Annotated in this window: 20 protein-coding genes and 1 tRNA gene; 18 read left to right on the top strand and 3 right to left on the bottom strand. The window is 66.6% G+C overall.

Annotated elements, in window-relative coordinates; translation table 11 throughout:
• Positions 1-34: 34 nt before the first annotated feature.
• From BLT73_RS01290 to BLT73_RS01275, 4 genes are all read left to right on the top strand, one after another.
• Positions 35-703 (top strand): uroporphyrinogen-III synthase, encoded by a 669-nt coding sequence (locus BLT73_RS01290; protein WP_090520152.1) that lies wholly within the window; start codon positions 35-37, stop codon positions 701-703.
• Positions 704-784: 81 nt separating this feature from the next.
• Entirely contained in the window at positions 785-2,284 is a 1,500-nt protein-coding gene (locus tag BLT73_RS01285) for a COG4223 family protein (protein WP_090520151.1), read from the top strand.
• Between the two features lie 10 nt (positions 2,285-2,294).
• Positions 2,295-4,154, top strand: coding sequence for a heme biosynthesis HemY N-terminal domain-containing protein (locus BLT73_RS01280; RefSeq protein WP_090520149.1), 1,860 nt, complete (start codon positions 2,295-2,297; stop codon positions 4,152-4,154).
• Between the two features lie 75 nt (positions 4,155-4,229).
• Positions 4,230-4,305 (top strand) — tRNA-Thr (locus BLT73_RS01275).
• 93 nt (positions 4,306-4,398) lie between these two features.
• Here BLT73_RS01275 and BLT73_RS01270 read toward each other — a convergent pair.
• Positions 4,399-4,974 carry a Crp/Fnr family transcriptional regulator gene (locus BLT73_RS01270; protein ID WP_176804837.1) on the bottom strand — a complete coding sequence of 192 codons (576 nt, stop codon included), beginning with the start codon at positions 4,972-4,974 and terminating at the stop codon, positions 4,399-4,401.
• Between the two features lie 548 nt (positions 4,975-5,522).
• On the opposite strand from BLT73_RS01270, the gene BLT73_RS01265 reads away from it, so the two are divergent.
• From BLT73_RS01265 to hflX, 9 genes are all read left to right on the top strand, one after another.
• On the top strand, positions 5,523-6,848 hold the full coding sequence (locus BLT73_RS01265; protein WP_090520901.1) for an ABC transporter substrate-binding protein: 1,326 nt from the start codon (positions 5,523-5,525) through the stop codon (positions 6,846-6,848).
• Positions 6,849-6,906: 58 nt separating this feature from the next.
• The gene (locus BLT73_RS01260) at positions 6,907-7,902 is read left to right on the top strand and encodes a carbohydrate ABC transporter permease (RefSeq protein WP_090520146.1); all 996 of its coding nucleotides are present in this window, start codon (positions 6,907-6,909) and stop codon (positions 7,900-7,902) included.
• A complete protein-coding gene (locus tag BLT73_RS01255) occupies positions 7,902-9,032 on the top strand; it encodes a carbohydrate ABC transporter permease (protein WP_090520144.1) in 1,131 nt (376 codons plus the stop codon). Before BLT73_RS01260 ends, BLT73_RS01255 begins: the two co-directional genes overlap by 1 nt.
• Positions 9,032-10,576, top strand: coding sequence for an alpha-amylase family glycosyl hydrolase (locus BLT73_RS01250; RefSeq protein WP_090520898.1), 1,545 nt, complete (start codon positions 9,032-9,034; stop codon positions 10,574-10,576). Before BLT73_RS01255 ends, BLT73_RS01250 begins: the two co-directional genes overlap by 1 nt.
• 28 nt (positions 10,577-10,604) lie before the next feature.
• Positions 10,605-11,780, top strand: coding sequence for an ABC transporter ATP-binding protein (locus BLT73_RS01245; RefSeq protein WP_090520143.1), 1,176 nt, complete (start codon positions 10,605-10,607; stop codon positions 11,778-11,780).
• Positions 11,781-11,840: 60 nt separating this feature from the next.
• Positions 11,841-13,217 carry a Trk system potassium transporter TrkA gene (gene trkA / locus BLT73_RS01240; RefSeq protein WP_090520141.1) on the top strand — a complete coding sequence of 459 codons (1,377 nt, stop codon included), beginning with the start codon at positions 11,841-11,843 and terminating at the stop codon, positions 13,215-13,217.
• Positions 13,217-14,842, top strand: a complete 1,626-nt coding sequence (locus tag BLT73_RS01235) for a TrkH family potassium uptake protein (protein ID WP_090520140.1) — start codon at positions 13,217-13,219, stop codon at positions 14,840-14,842. Before trkA ends, BLT73_RS01235 begins: the two co-directional genes overlap by 1 nt.
• Positions 14,843-14,943: 101 nt before the next feature.
• On the top strand, positions 14,944-15,177 hold the full coding sequence (gene hfq / locus BLT73_RS01230) for an RNA chaperone Hfq (RefSeq protein WP_090520138.1): 234 nt from the start codon (positions 14,944-14,946) through the stop codon (positions 15,175-15,177).
• Entirely contained in the window at positions 15,178-16,476 is a 1,299-nt protein-coding gene (gene hflX, locus BLT73_RS01225; RefSeq protein WP_090520137.1) for a GTPase HflX, read from the top strand. It begins immediately after the preceding gene.
• Between the two features lie 127 nt (positions 16,477-16,603).
• Here hflX and BLT73_RS01220 read toward each other — a convergent pair whose 3' ends face one another.
• Together BLT73_RS01220 and radC are read right to left on the bottom strand one after the other, a co-directional pair.
• Positions 16,604-16,852: a DUF333 domain-containing protein gene (locus tag BLT73_RS01220; protein WP_143025602.1), complete on the bottom strand. Its 249-nt coding sequence runs from the start codon at positions 16,850-16,852 to the stop codon at positions 16,604-16,606.
• A gap of 590 nt (positions 16,853-17,442) precedes the next feature.
• Positions 17,443-18,246: a RadC family protein gene (gene radC, locus BLT73_RS01215; protein ID WP_090520133.1), complete on the bottom strand. Its 804-nt coding sequence runs from the start codon at positions 18,244-18,246 to the stop codon at positions 17,443-17,445.
• 177 nt (positions 18,247-18,423) lie between these two features.
• Here radC and BLT73_RS01210 point away from each other — a divergent pair, with 177 nt between their 5' ends.
• From BLT73_RS01210 to BLT73_RS01190, 5 genes are read left to right on the top strand one after another with little or no spacing between them, the layout of a single operon-like run.
• Positions 18,424-19,413, top strand: coding sequence for a BMP family lipoprotein (locus tag BLT73_RS01210; protein WP_090520131.1), 990 nt, complete (start codon positions 18,424-18,426; stop codon positions 19,411-19,413).
• Positions 19,413-21,089, top strand: a complete 1,677-nt coding sequence (locus BLT73_RS01205) for an ABC transporter ATP-binding protein (protein WP_281246287.1) — start codon at positions 19,413-19,415, stop codon at positions 21,087-21,089. The genes BLT73_RS01210 and BLT73_RS01205 overlap by 1 nt, the downstream gene beginning before the upstream one ends.
• Entirely contained in the window at positions 21,090-22,187 is a 1,098-nt protein-coding gene (locus BLT73_RS01200; RefSeq protein ID WP_090520129.1) for an ABC transporter permease, read from the top strand.
• Complete coding sequence (locus BLT73_RS01195) at positions 22,187-23,152, top strand: ABC transporter permease (RefSeq protein WP_090520127.1); 966 nt, start codon at positions 22,187-22,189, stop codon at positions 23,150-23,152. The genes BLT73_RS01200 and BLT73_RS01195 overlap by 1 nt, the downstream gene beginning before the upstream one ends.
• The gene (locus BLT73_RS01190; protein WP_090520125.1) at positions 23,136-23,933 is read left to right on the top strand and encodes a purine-nucleoside phosphorylase; all 798 of its coding nucleotides are present in this window, start codon (positions 23,136-23,138) and stop codon (positions 23,931-23,933) included. The genes BLT73_RS01195 and BLT73_RS01190 overlap by 17 nt, the downstream gene beginning before the upstream one ends.
• The last annotated feature ends 121 nt before the right edge of the window (positions 23,934-24,054 follow it).

Genomic DNA, 24,054 nt, shown 5'->3' with positions numbered 1-24,054 from the left:
GCTAACCAGATAGCCCCCAAGTCCCGGAGCCGCAATGACCGCCCCGATCTGCCTTCTGACCCGGCCCGAGGCGCAGTCATGCGCCATCGCGGCGAAGCTGGACGGGATGGAGTGCCTGATCTCTCCGATCCTGCGGATCGCGCCGCTGCGCGTCGATGCGGCGCGGATCGCCGCCGCGCCGGGGCTGATCTTCACCTCGGTCAATGCCGTGCCCTTCGCCGGGCCGCCGATGGGGCGACATGCGCTCTGCGTCGGGCCGCAGACCGCAGACGCGGCGCGCGCGGCCGGGTTCGACGTGATCGAGGGGCCGGGCGACGCCGAGGGGTTGCTTGCAATGCTAGAGGGGCGGCGCGACTGGCTGCATCTTCATGGCCTGCATCGGGCCCGCGCGCTGCCGGTTCCGTCCATGGCTGTCTATGAGCAGTTGGCGCAACCGTTCAGCGCCGGGGCGATGCGCCTCCTCAACGGGCCGCGCCCGCTCATCTTGCCGGTATTCTCGCCGCGCAGCGCCAGCCTGCTGTCCCCGCAAGTGGCGGGCTCATCTGCCCCGCTGACGCTCGTCGCCATCAGCAAGTCGGCCGAGGCCGCCTATACCGGCCCCGCGGCGCGGCGGATCATCGCGGCGCGGCCTGACCGTCCGTCCATGATCGACGCCATCCGTGCCGCGCCGTCCGGCGGAACGATGCCGCCCGCCGTGGGTTGAGGCGGGAAGGGGTGCTCGCTAGACTGCGCCTCGACGCGGTCGGCCTCTCTGCTGACTGCAACAGTTTCAGGGGGACAGCACGTGGCCACGTCCGGCAAATCCAGCAAGAACGACACCAAGCCAGAGACCAAGACGGGCGGGACGGCCAAGGCACCATCGCAAAAGCCCGTCGTGACCTCATCCCCGGCCGAACCCGGCGAGACGACGGTGTCGCGCATCCCCCCGTCCCAGCCGATCGAATCGACGCTCGTGGGGAAACCGGACGGCAAGACCGAGGCCGCGCAGCCGAAAACCGCGGTCGCCAAGGACGCGGACAAAGCCGCGCCTGCTGGCCGCGTGACCGACAGCACCGCCGCCAGCCGCACGGAGACGAACGCGGCACCGGCTGGCACCCCTGTCCGTGAGCGCGACCTCGGATCTGCCGCGAACTCAAAGTCGGGCGGCGGCGGCTTCTGGCCCCTGGCGCTTGGCGGGGTCGTCGCGGCGGGTCTGGGCGCGGCTGCGGCGGTCTATGTCCTGCCGCAGATCAGCCCGCAGCCGGATCTGGACAGCGTGACCTCCGAAGCCGTGTCTGCGGCCACCGAGGCGGCGCAAGCCGAGATCGGCGCGATCCGCGACAGCCTCGTGTCCGAGGCGACCGAGACCGCCAGCCTTGCTGGCAGCGAAGCCGGTGCACTCGCGGCGCAGGACATCATCGCGGAAATGCCACAGGGCGCGGACACCACCACGGAATTGCAGGCGGCGTTGCAGGCGCAGGCCGACAAGATCGCGGAGTTGGAAAGCGCGCTCTCGGCGCAAGCTGCAGCCGCGCCACAGCCTGCGGACCGGATGCCGGATGCGGTGACCGTCAGCGCGGCGAGTCCCGACACTGGCAGCAGCGCGCTTGCCGCGGAGATCGAAACCCTGCGCCAGCGGCTCGCCGCGCAGGAGGAGACGATTTCCGAGCTGACCTCTCGTCCGCAGGTCGATCCCGAAGCGATCGAGCGCGTGCAGTCGCTCGCCCAGAACGCCGAGCAGGTCCGGTCCGACATCGAGGCCGCGGCGGCCGACGCGCGGGAGCGGCTGGAGGCCGTGCAGTCGGAGGCCGATGCGGCGACGCAGCGGGCACAGGCCGTGGCCTCGGTCGCGGCACTCGGCGCGGCGCTTGAACGCGGCGGCTCGCCGACCGAAGCCGTGGAGCAGCTCGAGGAGGCCGGGGTGGATGTCCCCGAGCCGCTGGCGCAGGAAGATCTGCCGACGCTGGATCAGGTCCAGATGGGGTATGACGCAGCCTCGCGCGCGGCGTTGCGGGCCTCGCTGCAGGCGGATGGCGCGAATGGCGGGGCCGTCAGCGCGGTCGGGAACTTCCTGCGCTTGCAGACCGGCGCCCGCTCGGTCGAGCCGCGCGAGGGCGACGATCCCGATGCGGTGCTGTCGCGCGCGGGAGCGCTCGTCGCGCAGGGCGATCTCTCCACGGCGCTTGACGAATTGCAGGCGCTTCCGCCGGAGGGGCAGGAGGCGATGGCTGACTGGACCGCACAGACCGAAGCTTACCTGGCCGCCGAAGCGGCGCTGAACGACGTTGCCAACACGCTGAACTGAGGGGTTCGATATGCTGCTGTCCTTGTTGAAGATCCTTCTGTTCTTTGCCGTCATTCTCGCCGTGGCGGTCGGGCTGAACACGCTGTCTGCCACTTCGGACGGGGTGCGGGTGGTGCTGGCGGGCACCGAATACACGCTCGGCCCGATCCAGGCGGTGGTGGCGCTGCTGGTTCTGCTGGTGGCGGTCTGGGCGCTGTTCAAGCTGCTGGGGATCCTGTGGGCCTTCCTGCGTTTCATCATGGGCGACGAGACCGCGATCAATCGCTACTTCGCCCGGTCGCGGCGGGAGAAGGGGTATGAGGCGCTGTCGCAGGGCCTGCTGGCCGTCGCGGCGGGCGAGGGAAAGCTGGCGCAGGAGCAGGCGACGCGGGCGTCCAAGTATCTTGACGACCCCCGCGCCACGCGGCTCCTGTCGGCGCAGGCGGCCGAGGTGGCAGGCGACGATGCCCGCGCAGAAGCCGTCTATCGCGAGATGCTGGACGATGACCGCACCCGTTTCGTGGGGGTGCGCGGCCTGCTGAAGCAGAAACTGGCGTCGGGCGACACCCAGACGGCGCTGCAACTGGCTCAGAAGGCATATGCGCTGCGTCCGCGCAACGCGGACATGCAAAACACGCTGCTGGAATTGTCGACCAAGCAGGGCGACTGGAAAGGCGCGCGCGGTGTGCTGAAGGACAAGCGCAAGCAGGGCGAGTTGCCGCAGGATGTGCATATCCGCCGCGATGCCGTGCTGGCCCTGCAGGAGGCACGCGACGTGCTGTCGGGCGGCAGCTCGGTCTCGGCGCGGGAGGCGGCGATTTCTGCCGCGAAGGCGTCGCCCGATCTGATCCCGGCGGTGGTGCTGGCAGCCCGGTCCTATCTGGCGCAGAAGGATCCGCGCAACGCGGAACGGCTGCTGGAGAAGGCGTGGTCGGTCCGGCCGCACCCCGATCTGGCCGCGGCCTTTGCCGAGGTGAAGCCGGAGGAGACCCCGAACCAGCGTTTGCGGCGTTTCGAATCGCTCATGCGCAAGAACCCGGATGACGAGGAGACCCGGCTGCTGCGGGCCGAATTGCTACTGGCGAATGAGGATTTTCCCGGCGCAAGGCGGGCGCTCGGCGATCTGGCCGAGAAACACCCGACGACGCGCACCCTGTCCATCATGGCCGCGATCGAGCGCGGCGCGGGCGGGGACGATGCCGCGGTCCGGGCCTGGCTGGTCAAGGCGATGAATGCCTCGCGCGGGCCGCAATGGGTCTGCGACAAATGCGAGACCGTGGCCGAGGACTGGGCGCCGGTCTGCGAAAATTGCGGCGGTTTCGACACGCTGAGCTGGCGGGAGCCGGTGCAGAAACGCTCTACCGCGATCGCCACGTCCGGGGCGGAATTGCTGCCGTTGCTGATCGGTCGGCCGGACAGCGGGACGGCGGATGAGGTGAAGGACAGCCGGGACGCTGATCCGGCCGAGGCGGTGGAGGGGCGCAGTGCGCAGCACGCCAACGGGGCCGGATCGGCGCAGAGTGTTCAGGCCGATGTCGCGCCCGGCATCGTGCCGCGCGAATCGGATTTCGTGGATGCCAGGCCGGTTGGCTCCACCGCACGGCCGGCGCCAGCGGAGTCGCGCCAGTCAGATGTGGCAGCGACACCAAAGGCAGCCACGTCGGTGCCGGTTGAAAAGACCGCGACGCGGTCGAATGCGACCAAACTCGCATCGCGCGAGATCGACGACGCGGAGCCTGCGCCGGTCCGGCCCGATGTCGATCTGCCATCCGACGAATCGCTGCCGCCCGCCCGGCAAAGCGCCCGCGACCGCGCAATCCGCGACGGCGACACCCCGCCGCCGCGCCCGGATGTCGAGCCACTGGACGAGCCGCCGAAATCGCGCGGCTGACGCTGTCGCTCTGCCGGCAGAAAAGGTCTTTTCCCCCGCGCCGGAACCTGCTATCCGGCGCGGCACGCAGACGGGGCCGCTGTAGCTCAGCTGGTAGAGCACGTCATTCGTAATGATGGGGTCGGGGGTTCGAGTCCCTTCAGCGGCACCACCTCTGCGGCGGCGACGCGATGTCGCGACATCCAGAAATCGTCATGGCAGCACCGGCGGAACCGCGCCCCTTGATGCTGCGCCGCGCCGCCGGTCAGGCGGCCATTGCACCAGCGGCCACTGCCGTCACCCGCAGATAGGCGGGGTCGAACCTGGCAAATCGCGCCAGCCCCTCGGGGTCGAGCAGCCGGACATGCGGGCCGCGCCATTCCACGAACCCGGCCTCGCGCAACTGCCGCACGGCCCGGTTGATATGAACCGGCGAATATCCAAGCACATCGCCCAGGTCGCGCTGTTTCACCGGCAGGTGAAAGCGGTTGTCGCGCGCCTCCCCTGCAGCCGACAGGCGCAGGTTCAACTCGCACAAAAGATGGCCGACATGTGCGGCCCCGTTCAGCGTCGCCGCCGCCACCTGCCATTGCCGGCTGATCGTGGTGTCGCGCGAGGTCAGGCTCATCAGCACATGGGCCAGCCGCGGATCGTCCCCTACCAGGCGCTCGATATCCTCATGCGCGATCAACTCCACCGTGGTCGGGCCGCAGGCGACGATGTCCTGCCGGTTCTGCGCGATCACAAACCCGCCCAGATCGACAATCTCGCCCGGAACATTTAAGGCGCTGACCACAGTTCTGCGGTGGCCGCGCGGCAGGTGGTGGACGCGCTTGGCCATTCCCCTCGCGATCAAACGGCAGTCGGTATTTGCTTGGCCAGCAGACAGGATGGTGTCGCCATCGCGATAGTGCTGCGTGCGGCAGCGCAAAGCTGCGATCTTCAGCACGATGTCGGAGGGGAGATGTGCGTGGCGCGCAAGTGCTGCGAGAAGGGTGGCGGAAACCAGGCTGCTTGTCATGATCGGAAACGCTTCGACTGGGTTAACGCAACAGGCAAATATATGCCGGGACGGTAGTTAAATCCCCCGGCGCACTCAAGCGAACGAGACGTAGCGTAAGCTCTCCTGTGGCGTGCCGCGGCTGACCGGCGGCAGATTTTTCTTGGCTGACGTCACGGCCGTTTGCCGGTGCGCCCGTCGGAAAACCGATGCGAGAACAACATGGTTCCATGCGGCGTGCCCCGGCCCCGCCGTCGCTGCATGGGCGCGCGGGGAGGTGAGTGTTTGACATTAGTGTTTTTTCGCGTTGATGCTGGGACAAGCCCGGTCACGGGTCTGTCTGAACATGGGAGGAAAAGTTGAAACGCATTCTGATCAATTCCGCCGCGATGATAGCGCTCACGGCGACCGCGGCACAGGCACAGCTCATCTTCGAGCCCGGCGAAGACGAGCGTTTCAACTGGGCCAGCCTTGAGGAATTCGGTGCCGCGCATTCCGGGTTGGAGGGGCAGCGCTTCAATATCCTTGGCCCCTGGCTGGGTGGAGACCAGGAGCTGTTCGAATCGGTGATCCCGTATTTCGAGGAGGCGACCGGCGCGGAGGTCGAATATAACGGCTCCGACAGTTTCGAGCAGCAGATCGTGATCGACAGCGAAGCCGGCTCTCCGCCCGATGTCGCGGTGTTCCCGCAGCCCGGTCTGGCCGCCGGGCTGGCGGCGAAAGGTCAGCTCAAGCCGCTTCCCGACGAGATGCGCCAGTGGATCGTGGATAACTATGCCGCCGGTGAAAGCTGGGCCGATCTCGTGACCTATGCCGGTCCCGAGGGCGAAGAGCAGCTTTACGCCTTCCCCTACAAGGCCGACGTGAAATCGCTGGTCTGGTATGTGCCGGAGAACTTCGAGGACGCCGGTTACGAGGTGCCCGAGACGCTGGAAGACCTGAAGACGCTGACCGAGCAGATTGCCGAAGATGGCGAGACGCCGTGGTGCATCGGGCTGGGTTCGGGCGGTGCCACCGGCTGGCCCGCGACCGACTGGGTCGAGGATCTGATGCTGCGCATCAACTCGCCCGAAGATTACGACGCCTGGACCACCAACGAGCTGAAATTCAACGACCCGAAGGTGATCGAGGCCATCGACGAATTCGGCTGGTTCGCCAAGAACGGCGATTTCGTGGCCGGCGGCGTCGGCTCGGTCGCGGCGACGGATTTCCGGGAAAGCCCGGCCGGATTGTTCGAGTTCCCGCCGAATTGCTACCTGCACCGTCAGGCCAGCTTCATCCCGACCTTCTTCCCCGAAGGCACGATGATCGGCGAGGATGTCGATTTCTTCTATTTCCCCGCCTTCAGCGAGGTTGATCTGGGTCAGCCCGTTCTGGGCGGCGGCACGCTGTTCTCGGTGCTGACCGACAACGAGGCGGCGATGGCGTTCATCGAATTCCTGCAGACCCCGATCGCGCAGGAAATCTGGATGGCGCAGACCGGCTTCCTGACCCCGCATACCGGCGTCAATACCGATGTCTATGGCGACGACACGCTCAAGCGCATGGGCGACATCCTGCTGAACGCGACGACGTTCCGCTTTGACGGCTCGGACCTGATGCCGGGCGCAATCGGGGCCGGTGCGTTCTGGACCGGCATGGTCGATTTCGTCGGCGGGCAATCGGCCGAGGATTCCGCCAACGCCATCCAGAGCACCTGGGACACGTTGCAGTAAATCCGGTTCGGACCGGCCCGGAACCGGGCCGGTCCGCAGGCAGTAAGGGGGGACAGTCATGGAATTATTCCTGCTTGCGGTCAGCACCATCGCGATCGGTGTGCTCGGCTGCGTGGCGTGGTTCTGGGGATCGAACTATGTGCTGGATTCGATCCTGCCGCCGCGCGGGCCGAATGCGGGGGCGAATATCCGCCGCGCCGGCATGGTCCGCCCCTGGCTGTTCCTGGGCCCGGCGATCCTGTTTCTGGGCATTTACCTGGTCTATCCGGTGCTGAACTCGGTCTGGCTGTCGCTGATGAACGCGTCGAGCAGCCGGTTCGTGGGCGGGGACAATTACGGCTGGCTGATCGGGGATTCCAAGTTTCAGGAATCGATGATCAACAATTTCCTGTGGCTTCTGGTGGTGCCGGCGCTGTCGACGCTGTTCGGGCTGATCGCGGCGCAACTGACCGACCGCATCCGCTGGGGCAATTTCGGCAAGTCGCTGATCTTCATGCCGATGGCGATCTCCTTCGTCGGCGCGGGCGTGATCTGGAAGCTGATCTATGAATACCGCGAGGCCGGGGCCGAGCAGATCGGGTTGCTCAACGCCATCGTGCAGGCGCTCGGCGGCAATCCGCAGACCTGGCTGAGCCTGCAGCCCTGGAACAATTTCTTCCTGATGATCGTGCTGGTCTGGATCCAGACCGGGTTTGCCATGGTGATCCTGTCGGCCGCGCTTCGCGGTATCCCCGAGGAGACCATCGAGGCGGCGGTGCTGGATGGCGCGAGCCCCTGGCAGATCTTCTTCAAGATCAAGGTGCCGCAGATCATGGGCACGATCGCGGTGGTGTGGACCACGATCACCATCACCGTGCTGAAGGTCTTCGACATCGTCTTCGTGATGACCAACGGCCAGTGGGGCACGCAGGTGCTCGCCAACCTCATGTATGACTGGATGTTCCGCGGCACGCCGGATTACGGGCGCGGATCGGCCATCGCCATCGTCCTGATGGTCCTGGTGCTGCCGATCATGATCTGGAACATCCGCAATGTCCGCAAGGAGATGCGCTGATGGACGGGATGGCCGGACAGAAATCATCGCTCACCTGGGCGGTCAATATCGCGGCGCTGCTGCTGGTGGTGCTGTGGACGATCCCGACTGCGGGGCTGCTGGTGTCGTCCTTCCGCGACCGCGACCAGATTTCCACCACCGGCTGGTGGAAATCCATGACCTCGCAGGAGCAGAGCAGCTTCGTGCGCACGGGCGCGGCCGAGGATCAGGTCCAGGACGGCGATCTTTACGTGCTTGAGGGCGATCTTGTGGGCGAGGGGCAGTCCCTGTCCGCATGGGGCACAAGCGCGCGCGATCCCGGTGCCTTCGCACCGGGCGAGTCAACCGATGTGGATGGCGCGACGCTGACCGTGACCGAGGATGGCCAGTACCGGATGGAATCGACCGCGCCCTTCGAGATGCGGCGTGGCGAACGGATCTTCGTCATCACCGAGAGCCCGCCCAGCTTTACGACCGAAAACTACTCTCGCGTGCTGAATGCCCAAGGGATCGGGCGGGCCTTCATGAACACGATGACGGTGACGATCCCGGCCACGGTGATCCCGATCCTGATCGCGGCCTTCGCGGCCTATGCGCTCGCCTGGATGGAGTTTCCGGGCCGCGCCCTGCTGACCGCCGCGGTGGTCGGCCTGCTGGTCGTGCCGCTGCAGGTGGCGCTGATTCCGCTTCTGCGTCTGCATAACGAGATCGGCATCGGCAAGGGCTATCTGGGCATCTGGCTGGCCCATACCGGGTTTGGCCTGCCGCTGGCGATCTATCTGTTGCGCAACTACATGGTCGGCCTGCCGCGCGAGGTGATCGAATCGGCCCGTGTCGATGGCGCGACGGAGTTCCAGATCTTTCGCAAGATCATCCTGCCGCTGTCCTTCCCGGCGCTCGCCTCCTTCGCGATCTTCCAGTTCCTGTGGGTTTGGAATGACCTGCTGGTGGCGACCGTGTTCCTGGGCAACACACGTGACGAGCTGGTGATGACCGGGGTGCTGCGCGAATTGATGGGCTCGCGCGGCGGCGACTGGGAGATCCTGGCCACCTCCGCCTTCATCTCGATCGCGGTGCCGCTGCTGGTGTTCTTCGCAATGCAGAAATATCTGGTCCGCGGCCTGCTGGCCGGTTCGGTAAAAGGTGGATGATGAATATGCTCGACAAGGCGCCGGACTGGTGGAAGGGCGCAGTGATCTATCAGGTCTATCCGCGCAGCTACCAGGACACGACGGGCGACGGCACGGGCGATCTGCGCGGCATCGCCGAGCGGCTGGATCACATCGCCTCGCTCGGGGCCGATGCGGTATGGATCTCGCCCTTCTTCCGCTCGCCGATGAAGGATTTCGGATATGATGTCAGCGATTACCGCGACATTGACCCGATCTTCGGCAACATGGCGGATTTCGATGCGCTGATCGCGCGGGCGCATGATCTGGGCCTCAAGGTGATGATCGACCTGGTGCTGTCGCACAGCTCCGACCAGCATCCGTGGTTCGTGGAAAGCCGGGCCAGCCGCGACAACCCGAAAGCCGACTGGTATGTCTGGTCCGACCCCAAGCCCGATGGCACGCCGCCCAATAACTGGCTGTCGATCTTCGGCGGGCCCGCCTGGCAATGGGATGCGCGGCGCGAACAGTATTTCCTGCACAACTTCCTGACCGCGCAGCCGGATCTGAATTTTCACAACCCGGATGTGCAGCAGGCTCTGCTGGACGTGGCGCGGTTCTGGCTGGACCGCGGCGTGGACGGGTTCCGCCTCGACACGATCAATTTCTACACCCATGATGCCGAGCTGCGCGACAACCCGGCCCTGCCGCCGGAAGAGCGCAACGACCAGACCGCGCCCAAGGTGAACCCCTACAACCACCAGCTTCACCTCTACGACAAGTCGCGGCCGGAGAATCTGGCCTTCCTGGAAAAGCTGCGCGCGGTGATGGAGCCTTACGGGGCTGCCGCGGTGGGCGAGATCGGCGACAGTCAGCGCGGGCTGGAACTGCTGGGCGAATACACGCGCGGCGACACGCGCATGCATATGTCTTATGCCTTCGAGTTCCTGTCAGGCAGCGACCTGACCGCGCAGCGTATTGTCGATGTGTTCGCTGAGGTGGCGGAGAAGGCACCGGGGGGCTGGCCCTGCTGGGCGTTCTCGAATCATGACGTGATGCGCCACGCGACCCGCTGGAACCTGGGCGAGCAGGCGGTCTGCGCCTATGCCACGGTGATGATGTTCATGCGTGGCTCGGTCTGCATCTATCAGGGTGAGGAGCTTGGGCTGACCGAGGCCGATTTACCGTATGAGGCGCTTCAGGATCCTTACGGGATCGAGTTCTGGCCGGAGTTCAAGGGCCGGGACGGCTGCCGCACGCCGATGGTGTGGGAGGCGAATGCCAACACCCATGCCGGGTTCTCGACCGCGGTGCCGTGGCTGCCCATCCCGTCCGAGCATCTGGCGTTGGCGGTGTCCGAACAGGACCACCGTGCGGGATCAGTGCTGAACCACTACCGGTGGGCGATTGCGCTGCGTCATCGCCACAAGGCGCTGCAAACCGGCGCCCAGAAGATCCATGCGGATGGCGATGTGCTGACCATCGAACGCCGGGCCGAGGATGCGCAAATCACGCTGCGCATCAACCTGTCGGACCGCGAGGCAGGCGGGCTGGGTCCGTGGCAATCCGACATTCAAGAAGCATAGCCGGGGCTGAACCGGAGGGGAGCGAGTAATGGCAGATCTGAAACTCACCGATGTCGCGAAATCCTATGGCGATGTGAATGTGCTTCGGAATATCGATCTCGACATCACGTCGGGCGAGTTCATCGTATTTGTCGGCCCCTCGGGCTGCGGCAAATCCACCCTGCTGCGCATGATCGCCGGGCTGGAGCGGATCACCGGCGGCACGCTGGAAATCGACGGCCAGCAGATGAACGACATCCCGCCCAGCCAGCGCGGCATCGCGATGGTGTTCCAGTCCTACGCGCTCTATCCGCACATGACGGTGCGCGACAACATGGCCTTCGCGCTGAAGATCGCCGGCCAGTCGAAGGAGCAGATCCAGCAGGCCACCGACCGCGCCGGCAAGATGCTGCAACTGACCCCCTATCTCGACCGGCTGCCCAAGGCGCTGTCGGGCGGGCAGCGTCAGCGCGTGGCCATCGGCCGGGCCATTGTGCGTGACCCGAAGGTGTATCTGTTCGACGAGCCGCTTTCCAATCTCGACGCCGCGCTGAGGGTGGCCACGCGGATCGAGATCGCGCAGCTCAAGGAATCGATGCCCGACCGCACGATGATCTACGTCACCCATGACCAGACCGAGGCGATGACGCTGGCCGACCGCATCGTGGTGCTGGCGGGGGGCGGAATCGCGCAGGTCGGCGCGCCGCTGGAACTCTATGAGCGGCCGGTGAACGAATTCGTCGCGCAGTTCATCGGCTCCCCGGCGATGAACCTGCTGCCGGGGCGGATCACCGGCACCGGGGCGCGGACGCGGGTGCGGCTCGACGCCGGCGGCGAATGCGAGGTGGCGATCCCGACCGGTCCCGAGGATGAGGGCCTGACGGTCAGTCTCGGCGTCCGCCCGGAGGATATGCGCATCACCGACGGGCCCGCCCTGTTCGAGGGCGAGGTCGATCTGACCGAGGCGCTCGGCGAGGTGACGCTGCTCTATTTCGGCACCGGGCTGGAAGCCGATCCGGTCATCGCCAAGCTGCCGGGTATCCATAACAAGCTGAACCACACCACGGTGCGGCTGACCGCCGATCCCGAGGCGATGCATCTGTTCCACGAGGGCAACTCGCTGCTCTATCGCGACAACCCGCCACCTTCGGCGCCGCGCCGGATGCCTGAACCGGAAGGCGGCGAAGACCTCGACGAGATCGCCAAACCCAACCCGGCACGCTGAGGTTTCATTGACCGTCCGCGCCCATGCGCCTAATGCTGGCGCAAAGGCGAAGGGGTCGGCATGAAGATCATCATCTGCGGCGCGGGGCAGGTCGGCTGGCAGATTGCGCGCCACCTGTCGGGCGAACGCAACGACGTGACGGTCATCGACAATAACGGCGAGTTGGTGCGCCGCGCGACCGAGGCGCTTGACGTGCAGGGGGTGGAAGGTTTCGCCAGCCATCCCGACGTGCTCGACCGGGCGGGCGCGCGCGATGCCGATCTGCTGATCGCCGCGACTTACTCGGACGAGGTGAACATGGTCACCTGCCAGGTGGCCCATTCGGTATTCCGCGTGCCGCGCAAGATCGCGCGGCTGCGCAGCTCGGCCTATCTGGATGCGATCTATTCCGATCTCTACCGCACCGATCACCTGCCCATCGACGTGGTCATCAGCCCGGAACGCGAGGTCGCCCAGGCGGCGCTGTCCCGTCTGCGCGCGCCCCAGACCTTCGAGGCGGAGGATTTCCTCGATGGCCGCGTGCGCCTGCTGGGGCTGGTGCTGGACGAGGATTGCCCGGCGCTGAACACGCCCCTGCGCCAGCTCAATGACCTGTTCTCCAGCCTGCGCGCCATCGTGGTCGGGGTGCGCCGCGACGGAAGGCTGTTCGCGCCGGAATCCAACGATCAGCTTTTCGCCGGCGACCAGATCTATGTCTTCACCGACCGCGAGGACGTGGAACGCACGCTGGAAATCTTCGGCAAGGAAACCACCCGGCCGGAGCGCGTCATCATCATTGGCGGCGGCAATGTCGGGCTGACCGTCGCCAAGACGCTGGAGACCGGTCGCAACCGGGTCCGCACCAAGATCATCGAGCATAACCGTGACCGAGCCGAATTCGCCGCCGACGCGCTTGAGCGGACCATCGTGCTGCATGGTGACGGCCTGTCATCGGAACTGCTCGAAGAAGCGGCGGTCGGCAAGGCGGATGCGGTGCTGACGCTGACCCATGACGACAAGGTCAATATCCTGGCCGCCGTGCGGGCCAAGCTGGCCGGGGCAAAGCTGGTGGTCAGCCTGGTCAATGACCCGACGCTGGTGCCGCTGATGGGCCCGCTGGACATCGACGCCTATATCAACCCGCGCTCGACCACCGTGTCGACCATCCTGCGCCATGTGCGGCACGGGCGGGTGCGCGACATCTATTCCATCGGGGACGCCGAGGCCGAGGTGATCGAGGCGCAGGTGCTGCCGACCTCCTCCATGTCGGGCCGCACGATCCGCGACATCGACCTGCCCGAAGGGGCGCTGATCGGCATGGTGATGAAGCAGGACCGCATCGTGAAGCCCAACCCAGACACGCGGATCGAGGAGGGCGACATCGTCTGCATCTTCGCGCTGACCGATGACGTGCCCGAGGTGGAGCGGCTGTTGCAGGTCGCCATCGACTTCTTCTGATGGATCTGCTGGCCCGCCTGCCGCTGTTCGTGCTGCTGATCGGCTTTGCCGGGGCGGCGATGCTGGCGCCCTCGGCCTATGCGGCGGCGCTCGGGATGGGAGAGATCGCGCGCATCTTCCTGTTCAGCGCCACGCTGTTGCTGGTGCTGACAACGCTTCTGGGGCTGGCGACGAACGGGCGGCGCACGCCGGGCCCGCATGGCCGGTCGGTGCTGGCGACGATGCTGGGCGTGTTCGGGGTGTTGCCGGTCGCGCTTGGCCTGCCGCTTGCCATGGCGCTGCCCGATACCGGCATGTTCAACGCCTGGTGGGAGATGGTGAGCTGCCTGACCACAACCGGCGCCACGCTCTACGCCGCCGAGATGCTGGCCCCGCCGCTGCATCTGTGGCGCTCGCTGGTCGGTTGGCTGGGCGGGCTGTTCATTCTTGTGACGGCAGTGGCGGTGCTGGCGCCGCTGAAGGTGGGCGGGTTCGAGATACTCTCCTCGCCCTATGGCCGCGACGAGCGATTCGAGCCGCTGCCCGAAAGCGCCACCACCGCGCGCCACCACGGCCGGGTCAGCCCGATGGCCGATCGCGGCACGCCCACCTCGCGCGCGCTGAAGGTGCTGGGCCAGGTGATGCCCTATTACGCCGGCTTCACCTTGTTGATGTGGATCATCCTGCTGCTGGCGGGCGATCCCGGCCTGATCGCGCTGAGCCGGGCGATGGGGACGCTCTCCACCTCCGGTATCTCTCCGGTCTCCGGCGCCACCGGGACGCATTCGGGCGTTCTGGGTGAGATGGTGGTGTTCGGCTTCCTGCTGCTGGCGCTGTCGCGGCGGTTCTGGCCGGGCGGGGCGGAACTGCGGGCGAGCGACAGCCTGCGCAGCGATCCCGAGTTGCGGCTTGGTTTCAGCGTCGTGATCCTGGTCGCATTGGTGTTGTTCCTGCGCCATTTCTTCGCCAATCTCGAACAGGCGAGCAACAGCGCGGCGGCACCGGCGGGGCTGTTGCTGAACCTGCAGAATGCCGCCGTGGCGGCCTGGGGCGGGCTGTTCAACGCGCTGTCCTTCCTGACCACGACGGGCTGGAATTCGGTGGACTGGCAGGGCGCGCGAAGCTGGTCCGGGCTGGAATCGCCGGGGCTGCTGCTGGCGGGTCTGGCGATCATGGGCGGCGGGGTCGCCACCACCGCGGGCGGGGTGAAGCTGCTCAGGGTCTATGCGCTCGCCCGGCAGAGCGAGCGGGAGCTGGAGCGGATCGTGCACCCGACCTCGGTCGGCGGCGGCGGGCGGATGGATCGGCGGCTGAGGGGCGAGGGCGCCTATCTCGCCTTCATCTTCTTCATGCTGTTTGCCCTGTCCATTGCCGCGACCGTGCTGCTCGTCTCGATCCGGCAGATCGAGTTCGACACCGCCGTGATGCTGTCGGTCTCGGCGCTGACCAATACCGGCCCGCTGGCCAGCACGATCGCGCTGACCCCCAGCTTCGAATCGAGCGCCGGGATCGCGTCGAATCCGTGGGAGGGGTGGTCTGGTCTGGCGACGCTGCCGAAGCTGGTTCTGGCGGGGGCGATGATCGTCGGTCGGCTGGAAACGCTGGCCATTCTGGCGCTGCTGACGCCGGATTTCTGGCGGCGCTGAGTCGCGGAATAGCCACAGCGCCTGCCGCGCCGCTTGGCGCCGCTTGTGTCTTCACGATTCGTTTCCTAGATTTCACAAAACAATCAGAACAGGGACCAAACATGGCCGCCGACAAACAGAATCTTCAGGACGCTTTCCTGAACCACGTCCGCAAGGCCAAGGTTCCGGTCACCATCTTCCTCATCAACGGGGTCAAGCTGCAAGGCGTGATCACCTGGTTCGACAATTTCTGTGTGCTGCTGCGCCGCGACGGGCAGTCGCAGCTTGTCTACAAATCGGCGATCTCGACGATCATGCCGGGCGCGCCGATCAGCCTGTATGAAGGTGAAGAGTGATTGGCTGATGCCCATGTGACCGAGCGCGCGCCGACGCGCGCCTTTGTCATTCACCCAGATATTGACGGCGCCGGCGGCAATCGCCGGGCGGCGGAGAGCGCGCTCGAGGAGGCGGTGGCTCTGGCGGAGGCGCTTCCCGGCGTGGAGATCGTGGGCGCCCAGGCGGTGCGGCTGCGCAACCCCTCGCCCGGTCAGCTCTTCTCGGCGGGAAAGCTGGACGAGATGGCCGGCCTGCTGGCGGCGGCAGAGGCCGAGCTTGTGCTGATCGACGGGCCGGTGACCCCGGTGCAGCAGCGCAACCTGGAAAAGGCCTGGGAGGTGAAGATCCTCGACCGGACAGGGCTGATCCTAGAGATCTTCGCCGACCGGGCGCGGACGCGCGAAGGGGTGCTGCAGGTGGAACTGGCGGCGCTGTCCTATCAGCGGACTCGGCTGGTGCGGGCCTGGACCCATCTGGAGCGGCAGCGCGGCGGGCTGGGCTTCGTGGGCGGGCCGGGAGAGACGCAGATCGAGGCGGACAGACGCGCGATTGACGAGCAGATGACGCGGCTGCGCCGCCAGCTTGAGCGGGTGGTGAAGACGCGGACCCTGCACCGGGCGTCGCGGGCCAAGGTGCCCTATCCGATTGTTGCGCTTGTGGGCTATACCAACGCGGGGAAATCCACGCTGTTCAACCGGCTGACCGGGGCCGAAGTGCTGGCCAAGGACATGCTGTTTGCCACGCTGGACCCGACGATGCGGGCGATCCGGCTGCCGGGCGGGCGGCAGATCATCCTGTCGGATACGGTGGGGTTCATCAGCGAGTTGCCGACCGAGCTGGTGGCCGCGTTCCGGGCCACGCTGGAAGAGGTGCTCGAGGCGGATCTTATCCTGCATGTGCGCGACATCTCCCATCCCGAGACCGAGGAACAGGCGGCGGATGTCGCGGAAATCCTTGAATCGCTGGGTGTTGACGAGGATGTGGCGCTGATCGAGATCTGGAACAAGATCGACGCGCTGTCCCCGGCCATTCAACAGGCGCTGCGCCGGGCTGATGAGCGCACAGAGGGGGTGCAGGCGGTCAGCGCGCTGACCGGGGACGGGCTGGACGCGCTGCAGGGCGCCATCGAATCGGCCCTTGAGCAGGTGCTGGACGAGCCGCGCGCGGCCGAGGAATTGCGGCTGGATTTCAGCGAGGGCCGCCGCCGCGCCTGGCTGCATGAGGCCGGGGTGGTCGAGGCGGAAGAGGCCGCGGAAGGCGGGCATGTGATCCGGGTGAACTGGACCGCGAGGCAACGCGCGGCGTTCGAGGCGCTCTGATCCGCGCCACTCGGTTTCGGGCAGCAATGGCTGGAAAATCCGTCGCACCGCCTGTGCACCGCGCGTACACAGCCTGTACACCGAGGATGCACCGCTGTTGCGCCGACGGCCCGGCGCACGGGGCCGGTCAGAGTGTGTTGTGGCTGTTCAGCAGGTCGGCGGCACGGACCGTGCGGCCGCCGGGCAGGCGGCAGAGATCGGCGCGGCGCCCGCCGGCGGTGGCCGGGATCACCTCTCCGCCGCTGCGCTGGCAATAGAGCACCGAGGGGGTCAGCGGCAGGTTGCCTGCCGAAGCGCCAGACTGGCGCGGGGTCGAGGAGCCGCCGCCGCAAGCGGTCAGGGCGAGCAGGGCTGGCAGGGCAATGAACAGTCTCAAATCGGTCTCCCGGACAAACACAACCGATGGGATAGTCCGACGAAGCGGCGCGAGACGCAACCGCGCAATTCGGCCGGGACGCGCGGGCTCGTGCGACCCGAGGCCGCAGGGACGGGGATGGCGACGATGCGGATGGTCATCCGGGCGGTTGTTGTCAGGCTATTGCAGGCGCGGGTGCGGTGGGCGGCGATGGGTTGCCACGCTGAGAGGCGGATGGCAGGCCGCGACCGGGCCCGGACGGCTGCGCGAAGCGTGGCTGCAACTGCGGGCGTGGGGTGATGCCGGGATCTGGGCCGCGACCTTGGCCGTGGAGTGCACCGTGCTGGATCGGTGCGGACATCTCGGCTTCCGCGCGGTGCAAGGATAATATGCCGGTGCGAGCCAAGGAAGGTGGCACATATCTGCGCCCTGATTGGGCGCGCGGCGACAGGCACGGTCCGTGGCGTGCAACATCGCGGCACGGGTTGCAGCTTGCGCGACGGGGGGATCGCGCGGCGGGTCGGCGGTGCCGTTGGCGTGATCGGGGGCATGTTCTGAGAGCAAGGCTGCACTGGGCAGACTTGCCGGGTCCGGTCGCGGCTCCGGTCCTGTCAGAGCAGGCCTTCGCGGCGGAAGCTGACCTCTCGCCCGGCACCGATCACGAGGTGGTCGTGTATGGTGATGCCCATCACCTCTGCCCCGGTGGCGATGCGGGCGGTCATGGCGATGTCGGCCTGGGACGGAGTCGGATCGCCCGACGGGTGGTTATGGACCAGAATCAGCGCCGACGCGCCGAGTTCCAGCGCCCGGCGCAGGATCTCGCGCGGATAGACGGGGACGTGATCGACCGTGCCGCGGCCCTGTGCCTCGTCCGCAATCAGCACGTTCTTTCGGTCGAGAAACAGCACCCGAAACTCCTCCGTCGTCTCATGGCCCATGGCGGTATGACAGTAATCGAGCAGCGCGTCCCAGCCGGACAGGACCGGCCGGCCGATCACGCGGCCGCGGGCCATGCGCGCTGCCGCCGCCGCGACCAGCTTGAGTTCCGTGACCACCGCCGGGCCGACCCCGGCCGTCTGTTCCAGCCGCGCCTGCGGGGCGGACAGCACCCGCGCGAAATCCCCGAACTGGTCGATCAGCCGCCGTGCCAGCGGTTTCACATCCTGGCGCGGGATGGCGCGGAACAGCACCAGCTCCAGCAATTCGTAATCCGGCATCGCCTGCGCCCCGCCGGACATGAAGCGTTCGCGCAGCCGCGCGCGGTGATCGCTGAGATAGGACGGAGCGCGGCCGGGCCTGCCCGGCGCGGGGACCGGCCCGCCCGCACCGGCCGGGACGTCGGCTGGCTGCACGTCATCCTCTGCCGGGGCGAACAGGGGAAGCGGCGCTTCCCCGAAGGCGCGATTCGTCGTCATGCCAGCAGCTTGCGCGCCGCGCGGTCAAGAAAGCGTTAAGCGCAATCCCGCAACCGGGTCGCGGATCCCTGACTTGAGGTCATAATCGTAAACGTCCCTTGACCGGGCACCCGGCTTGCGCCCTAAACTCGACCCTATCGGTGCGCAGCTCCTGCGCATGTGAAACAAGAGGTTGCCATGACGGTGCACAAAACCCTTCTCGCCTCGGCCGCTGCGTTCGGCCTGCTGGCGGGAGCCGCGTCGGCCGAGCCGGCGCTGATCTTCGACCTGGGAGGAAAATTCGACAAATCCTTCAACGAGGCCGCCTATATGGGCGCCAAGCGTTGGGCGGATGAGACCGGCGGAAGCTATAAGGAGCTGGAAATGCAGTCGGAGGCGCAGCGCGAGCAGGCGCTGCGGCGGCTGGCGCAGAGCGGCGCGAACCCGATCGTAATGACCGGCTTTGCCTTCGGCGAGGTGCTGAACAAGGTGTCGCCCGACTATCCCGACACCAGCTTCGTGATCATCGACTCGGTGGTCGAACAGCCCAATGTCCAGTCCAACGTGTTCAACGAGGGCGAAGGCTCCTATCTGGCCGGGATCATGGCCGCGCAGGCCTCGGAATCGGGCACGGTGGGCTTTATCGGCGGCATGGACATTCCGCTGATCCACAAGTTCGAATGCGGCTATCGGCAGGGCTTCCTGGCCGCCAATCCCGACGGCGAGGTGCTGATCAACTATACCGGCACCACGCCCGCGGCCTGGAACGATCCAGTGCGCGGGGGCGAGCTGGCCCGCGCCCAGATCTCGCAGGGCGCCGATGTGATCTATGCCGCGGCGGGCGGCACCGGGATCGGCGTGTTGCAGACAGCCGCCGATGAGGGCGTGCTGTCGATCGGGGTGGACAGCAACCAGAACCATCTGCATCCGGGGCAGGTTCTGACCTCGGTGGTCAAGCGGGTGGACAATGCCGTCTATGACGCCTTCACCGCCGGCGAGGCGGTCGAGCCGGGGGTCAAGGTCTGGGACGTGGCCTCGGACGGGGTCAGCGTCGCGATTGACGACAATAATGCCGAGCTGGTGACCGAGGACATGCAGGCGGGGCTCGATCAGGTGCGCGAAAAGATCGCCTCGGGCGAGATCGAGGTGCATGACTACATGACCGATAATAGCTGCCCGGTGGATTGATGCCGGCGGCCGACACGATGGGCGGGGGGCCGGTTTCGGCCCCCCATGCCGCCCCGCCGGCCATTGAGCTGAGCGGGATTTCCAAATCCTTCGGGCCGGTTCAGGCCAACAAGGATATCGATCTGACCGTCGCCAAGGGCTCGATCCACGGGATTATCGGGGAAAACGGGGCCGGGAAATCGACGCTGATGTCGATCCTTTACGGGTTCTACAAGCCCGATCGCGGCGAGATCCGGGTGAACGGGCGCGCGATCCAGATCACCGATTCCATGACCGCGATCCGCGCCGGGATCGGCATGGTGTTTCAGCATTTCAAGCTGGTGCGGAATTTCACCGTGCTGGAGAATATCATCCTCGGCGCCGAGGACGGGCCGATGCTGCGGCCTTCGCTGGCCCGGGCGCGGACAAGGCTGCGCGAGCTGGCCGAGGAATATGAATTGCAGGTCGATCCCGACGAGGTGATCGAGGAATTGTCCGTCGGCCATCAGCAGCGGGTGGAGATCCTCAAGGCGCTCTATCGCCAGGCCGATATATTGATCCTTGATGAGCCGACGGGTGTGCTGACGCCCGCCGAGGCCGATCACCTGTTCCGCATCCTGCGCGGGCTGCGCGATGAGGGCAAGACGATCATCCTGATCACCCACAAGCTGCGCGAGATCATGGAGATCACCGATACGGTCAGCGTGATGCGGCGCGGCGAGATGGTGGCGAGTGTCACGACGGCGGAGACCTCGCCCGAGGAGCTGGCCGAGCTGATGGTCGGCCGCAAGGTGCTGATGGAGGTCGACAAGCAGCCCGCCGCGCCGGGCGAGACGGTGCTGTCGGTCCGCGATCTGCGGCTTGTCGATGATGAGGGGGTGGAGCGGATCCGGGGGATCAGCTTCGACATCCGCGAGGGCGAGATCGTGGGGATCGCGGGGGTGAGCGGCAATGGCCAGACGCAATTGCTGGAATTGCTGGGTGGTTTCCCCGAGAAGGGCGCGACGGTCGGCGGCGAGGTCGTGATGAACGGGCACAGCCTCGATCTCACCGGGACGAAATCGGATGCCGCCACGCGGCGGGCCCGCGGCATCGGCCATGTGCCGGAGGATCGGCAGGATGAGGGGCTGATCATGGATTTCGCGGCCTGGGAAAACGTCGCCTTCGGCTATCACCACGCGCCGGAATACGGCCGGGGCGTGTTCATGGACCGCGCCGCGATCCGCCGCGATGCCGAGGCCAAGATCGAACGCTTCGACGTGCGCCCGCCGAACCCGGATCTGGCGGCGCGGAATTTCTCGGGCGGGAACCAGCAGAAGATCGTCGTGGCCCGCGAGGTGGAACGGAACCCCGATCTGCTTCTGATCGGGCAGCCGACGCGCGGTGTCGACATTGGCGCGATCGAGTTCATCCATAAGCGCATCGTGGAGTTGCGCGATGCCGGCAAGGCGGTGTTGCTGGTCAGTGTGGAACTGGACGAGATCATGTCGCTCAGCGACCGGATTCTGGTGATGTTTGACGGGCTCATCATGGGCGAGCGTCAGGCCGCGACCACCACGCCCGGCGAGCTGGGGCTGCTGATGGCCGGTGTCACCGATACCGAGAATGCGCGGGACGAAGACGGCATTCCGCCCGAACACAGCCATCCCGTCGACCGGCCCGATGAGGCGACACCCCGGCCCGAGGGGGGCCACTGAATGGACAAGATGCCGAAATGGGCGGATGTGATCCTGACGCCGCTGATCTCGCTGGTGCTGGCCTTCGCGATTTCCGCACTGGTGATCCTCGCCATCGGGGAAAGCCCGTGGGAGGCGCTGAAGACGATGGTGACAGGTGCGCTCGGCTCCAGCTATGGCTGGGGGTTCACGCTTTATTACACCACGAATTTCATCTTTACCGGGCTGGCCGTGGCCGTCGCCTATCACGCGAGCCTGTTCAATATCGGCGGCGAGGGGCAGGCGGGTCTGGGCGGTCTGGGGGTGGCCATCATGTGCCTGTTCATTCCCTGGACGCATTGGTCGCTGGCGCTGATCGCCGCATCGCTGGGTGCGGCGGCCTTCGGCGCGGCCTGGGCGTTCATCCCGGCGGTGCTGCAGGCCAAGCGGGGCAGCCATATCGTCATCACCACGATCATGTTCAATTTCATCGCCGCGGCGCTTTTGAACTGGGCCCTTGTGAACTGGCTGCGTCCGGTGGGCAGCATGGACCCGGCCTCGGCCAATTTTCCCGAGGCCACCCATCTGCCGAAGATCACCGACATGTTCGCGGCGCTTGGCATCGAATGGGGCACGCATACGCCGGTGAATGTGACCTTCTTTGTCGCCCTTCTGGCCTGTGTCGCGGTCTGGGCGCTGATCTGGCGCAGCAAGCTGGGCTATGAGATCCGCGCGCTTGGCCGCTCCGAGACCGCGGCGCGCTATGCCGGGATATCGCCGGTGCGGGTGACCGTCATCGCCATGCTGATTTCCGGCGGGCTGGCCGGGATGATGGCCACGAACAACGTGATGGGCGAGGCCGAGCGGCTGGTGCTGAACAATGTCGAGGGGGCGGGCTTCATCGGCATTGCGGTGGCGCTGATGGGGCGCAACCATCCGGTGGGCGTGCTGCTGGCCGCGCTTCTGTTCGGGTTCCTCTATCAGGGTGGGGGCGAGCTGGCGCTTTGGACCAGCATTCCGCGCGAGCTCATCATCGTCATTCAGGCGCTCGTCATCCTGTTCACCGGCGCGCTCGACAACATGGTGCGCGCGCCGCTGGAGGCGTTCTTCGTCGCCCGCCGCAAGCGGGGGGATGCGTGATGGATATCAACACCATCATCCAGATCCTCGATTCTGCCGTGCGGCTGATGACGCCCTTGCTGCTGGCCTGTCTGGCGGGGCTGTATTCGGAACGCTCGGGCGTGTTCGATATCGGGCTTGAGGGCAAGATGCTGATGGCGGCGTTCTCTGCCGCGGCGGTGGCGGCGCTGACCGGCTCGGTCTGGCTGGGCTTGCTCGCCGGGATCGCGGGGTCGCTGATGCTGTCGCTGGTCCACGGTCTGGCCTCGATCACCTTCCGGGGCAACCAGTTGATTTCGGGGGTGGCGATCAATTTCCTGGCCTCGGGGCTGACGGTTCTGCTGGGGCAGAAGATCTTTGCGCTTGGCGGGCGGACGCCGTCGCTGACCGGGGGCGGGCGGTTCGGGGCGATCCGGCTGCCCTTTGCCGAGACGCTGGAGCCGGTGCCGGTGATCGGGCCGATCTATGCCGATCTGATCTCGGGCCATTCGATCCTGGTCTATGTGGCGTTCCTGTGCGTGCCGCTGACCTGGTGGCTGCTGTTCCGCACCCGCTTCGGTCTGCGGCTGCGCGCGGTGGGGGAAAACCCCGCCTCGGTCGATACGGCGGGGGTGTCTGTCACCCGGCTGCGCTATGTTGCGATCGGGATCTGCGGAGTGCTGTGCGGGCTGGCCGGGGCCTATCTGGCGACCGGGCTGGGGGCCGGCTTCGTCAAGGAGATGACGGCGGGGCGCGGCTTCATCGCGCTTGCCGCGCTGATCTTTGCCAAATGGCGGCCCTGGGGGGCGCTGTTCGCCACTTTCCTGTTCGGGTTGCTGGAGGCGATTGCCGGGCGATTCCCGAGCATTGATCTGGGCATCATCACCGTGCCGTCCATGTTCATGAACGCGCTGCCCTATATCCTGACCGTCATCATCCTGGCCGGGTTCGTCGGCCGGGCCATTCCGCCGCGCGCGGGGGGAGAGCCTTATGTCAAAGAGCGCTGATCTGGTTGCGCTGATCCGCGAGCGTGCGGGGGAGGCGGCGCCGGACTACGGGCTGATCCTCGGCTCGGGGCTGGGCCATCTGTCGCAGGCGGTGGCGGGGGTGGCGATCCCATATGACGATCTGCCGGGATTTCCCCATGCCGGGGTCTCGGGCCATGTGCCGCAGCTTGTGATCGGTGAGCTTGAGGGGCGGCGCGTCGCCGTGTTCGGCGGGCGGTCGCATTACTATGAGAGCGGGCGGGCCGATGCGATGCGCCTGCCGCTGGAGGTGCTGGCGGGGTTGGGGGCGGAGCGGCTGATCCTGACCAACGCCGCCGGGGCGGTGAATGCCGATCTGGCGCCGGGCGGGCTGATGCTGCTGAGCGATCATATCGCCTTTGCCGGGACCAACCCGCTGATCGGTGAGGCGACGGATGGGCGTTTCGTGCCGATGACCGAAGCGCATGACCCCGAGATGCGCGCCGCGCTGAAGGGGGCGGCAGCGGCGGAAGGGGTTGAACTGCCCGAAGGGGTGTATGGCTGGTTCTCTGGTCCCAGCTTCGAAACCCCGGCCGAGATCCGGGCGGCGCGGGTGCTGGGAATGGATGCGGTGGGCATGTCCACCGTGCCGGAGATCATCCTGGGCCGGTTCCTGGGGCTGCGCTGTGCGGCGATCTCGGTCATCACCAATATGGGTGCGGGGATGAGCGACGAGTCGATCAGCCATGACCACACCAAGCAGATGGCGCCGCTGGGGGCCGAAAAGCTGGAACGGGTGCTGCGGCGGATGCTGCGCGGGTGATCCGGCGGGCCGGGCGGGGCGGATGGATGCCGTTCCGGGACCAGGATGCGACGCAATGTCGCAACCGCCCGCCGCGGCGAAGGCGAAAACATCACAGTTGCGCCGATTTGCCCGGTTTACA

The sequence above is a fragment of the Paracoccus isoporae genome (assembly GCF_900101865.1).
Classification (GTDB): Bacteria; Pseudomonadota; Alphaproteobacteria; order Rhodobacterales; family Rhodobacteraceae; genus Paracoccus; species Paracoccus isoporae.
This window is presented reverse-complemented; position numbering and strand designations above follow the sequence as displayed.

Bases quoted from the DNA above. Each gene is read 5' to 3' on its own strand.
- BLT73_RS01205 (WP_281246287.1), top strand. From the start codon at position 19,413: ATGCCGGCGGCCGACACGATGGGCGGGGGGCCGGTTTCGGCCCCCCAT.
- BLT73_RS01245 (WP_090520143.1), top strand. From the start codon at position 10,605: ATGGCAGATCTGAAACTCACCGATGTCGCGAAATCCTATGGCGATGTG.
- BLT73_RS01195 (WP_090520127.1), top strand. From the start codon at position 22,187: ATGGATATCAACACCATCATCCAGATCCTCGATTCTGCCGTGCGGCTG.
- BLT73_RS01260 (WP_090520146.1), top strand. From the start codon at position 6,907: ATGGAATTATTCCTGCTTGCGGTCAGCACCATCGCGATCGGTGTGCTC.
- radC (WP_090520133.1), bottom strand. From the start codon at position 18,246: ATGACGACGAATCGCGCCTTCGGGGAAGCGCCGCTTCCCCTGTTCGCC.
- hfq (WP_090520138.1), top strand. From the start codon at position 14,944: ATGGCCGCCGACAAACAGAATCTTCAGGACGCTTTCCTGAACCACGTC.
- BLT73_RS01250 (WP_090520898.1), top strand. From the start codon at position 9,032: ATGAATATGCTCGACAAGGCGCCGGACTGGTGGAAGGGCGCAGTGATC.
- BLT73_RS01255 (WP_090520144.1), top strand. From the start codon at position 7,902: ATGGACGGGATGGCCGGACAGAAATCATCGCTCACCTGGGCGGTCAAT.
- BLT73_RS01290 (WP_090520152.1), top strand. From the start codon at position 35: ATGACCGCCCCGATCTGCCTTCTGACCCGGCCCGAGGCGCAGTCATGC.
- BLT73_RS01190 (WP_090520125.1), top strand. From the start codon at position 23,136: ATGTCAAAGAGCGCTGATCTGGTTGCGCTGATCCGCGAGCGTGCGGGG.
- BLT73_RS01265 (WP_090520901.1), top strand. From the start codon at position 5,523: ATGATAGCGCTCACGGCGACCGCGGCACAGGCACAGCTCATCTTCGAG.
- BLT73_RS01270 (WP_176804837.1), bottom strand. From the start codon at position 4,974: ATGGCCAAGCGCGTCCACCACCTGCCGCGCGGCCACCGCAGAACTGTG.
- BLT73_RS01235 (WP_090520140.1), top strand. From the start codon at position 13,217: ATGGATCTGCTGGCCCGCCTGCCGCTGTTCGTGCTGCTGATCGGCTTT.
- BLT73_RS01280 (WP_090520149.1), top strand. From the start codon at position 2,295: ATGCTGCTGTCCTTGTTGAAGATCCTTCTGTTCTTTGCCGTCATTCTC.
- BLT73_RS01210 (WP_090520131.1), top strand. From the start codon at position 18,424: ATGACGGTGCACAAAACCCTTCTCGCCTCGGCCGCTGCGTTCGGCCTG.
- trkA (WP_090520141.1), top strand. From the start codon at position 11,841: ATGAAGATCATCATCTGCGGCGCGGGGCAGGTCGGCTGGCAGATTGCG.
- BLT73_RS01200 (WP_090520129.1), top strand. From the start codon at position 21,090: ATGGACAAGATGCCGAAATGGGCGGATGTGATCCTGACGCCGCTGATC.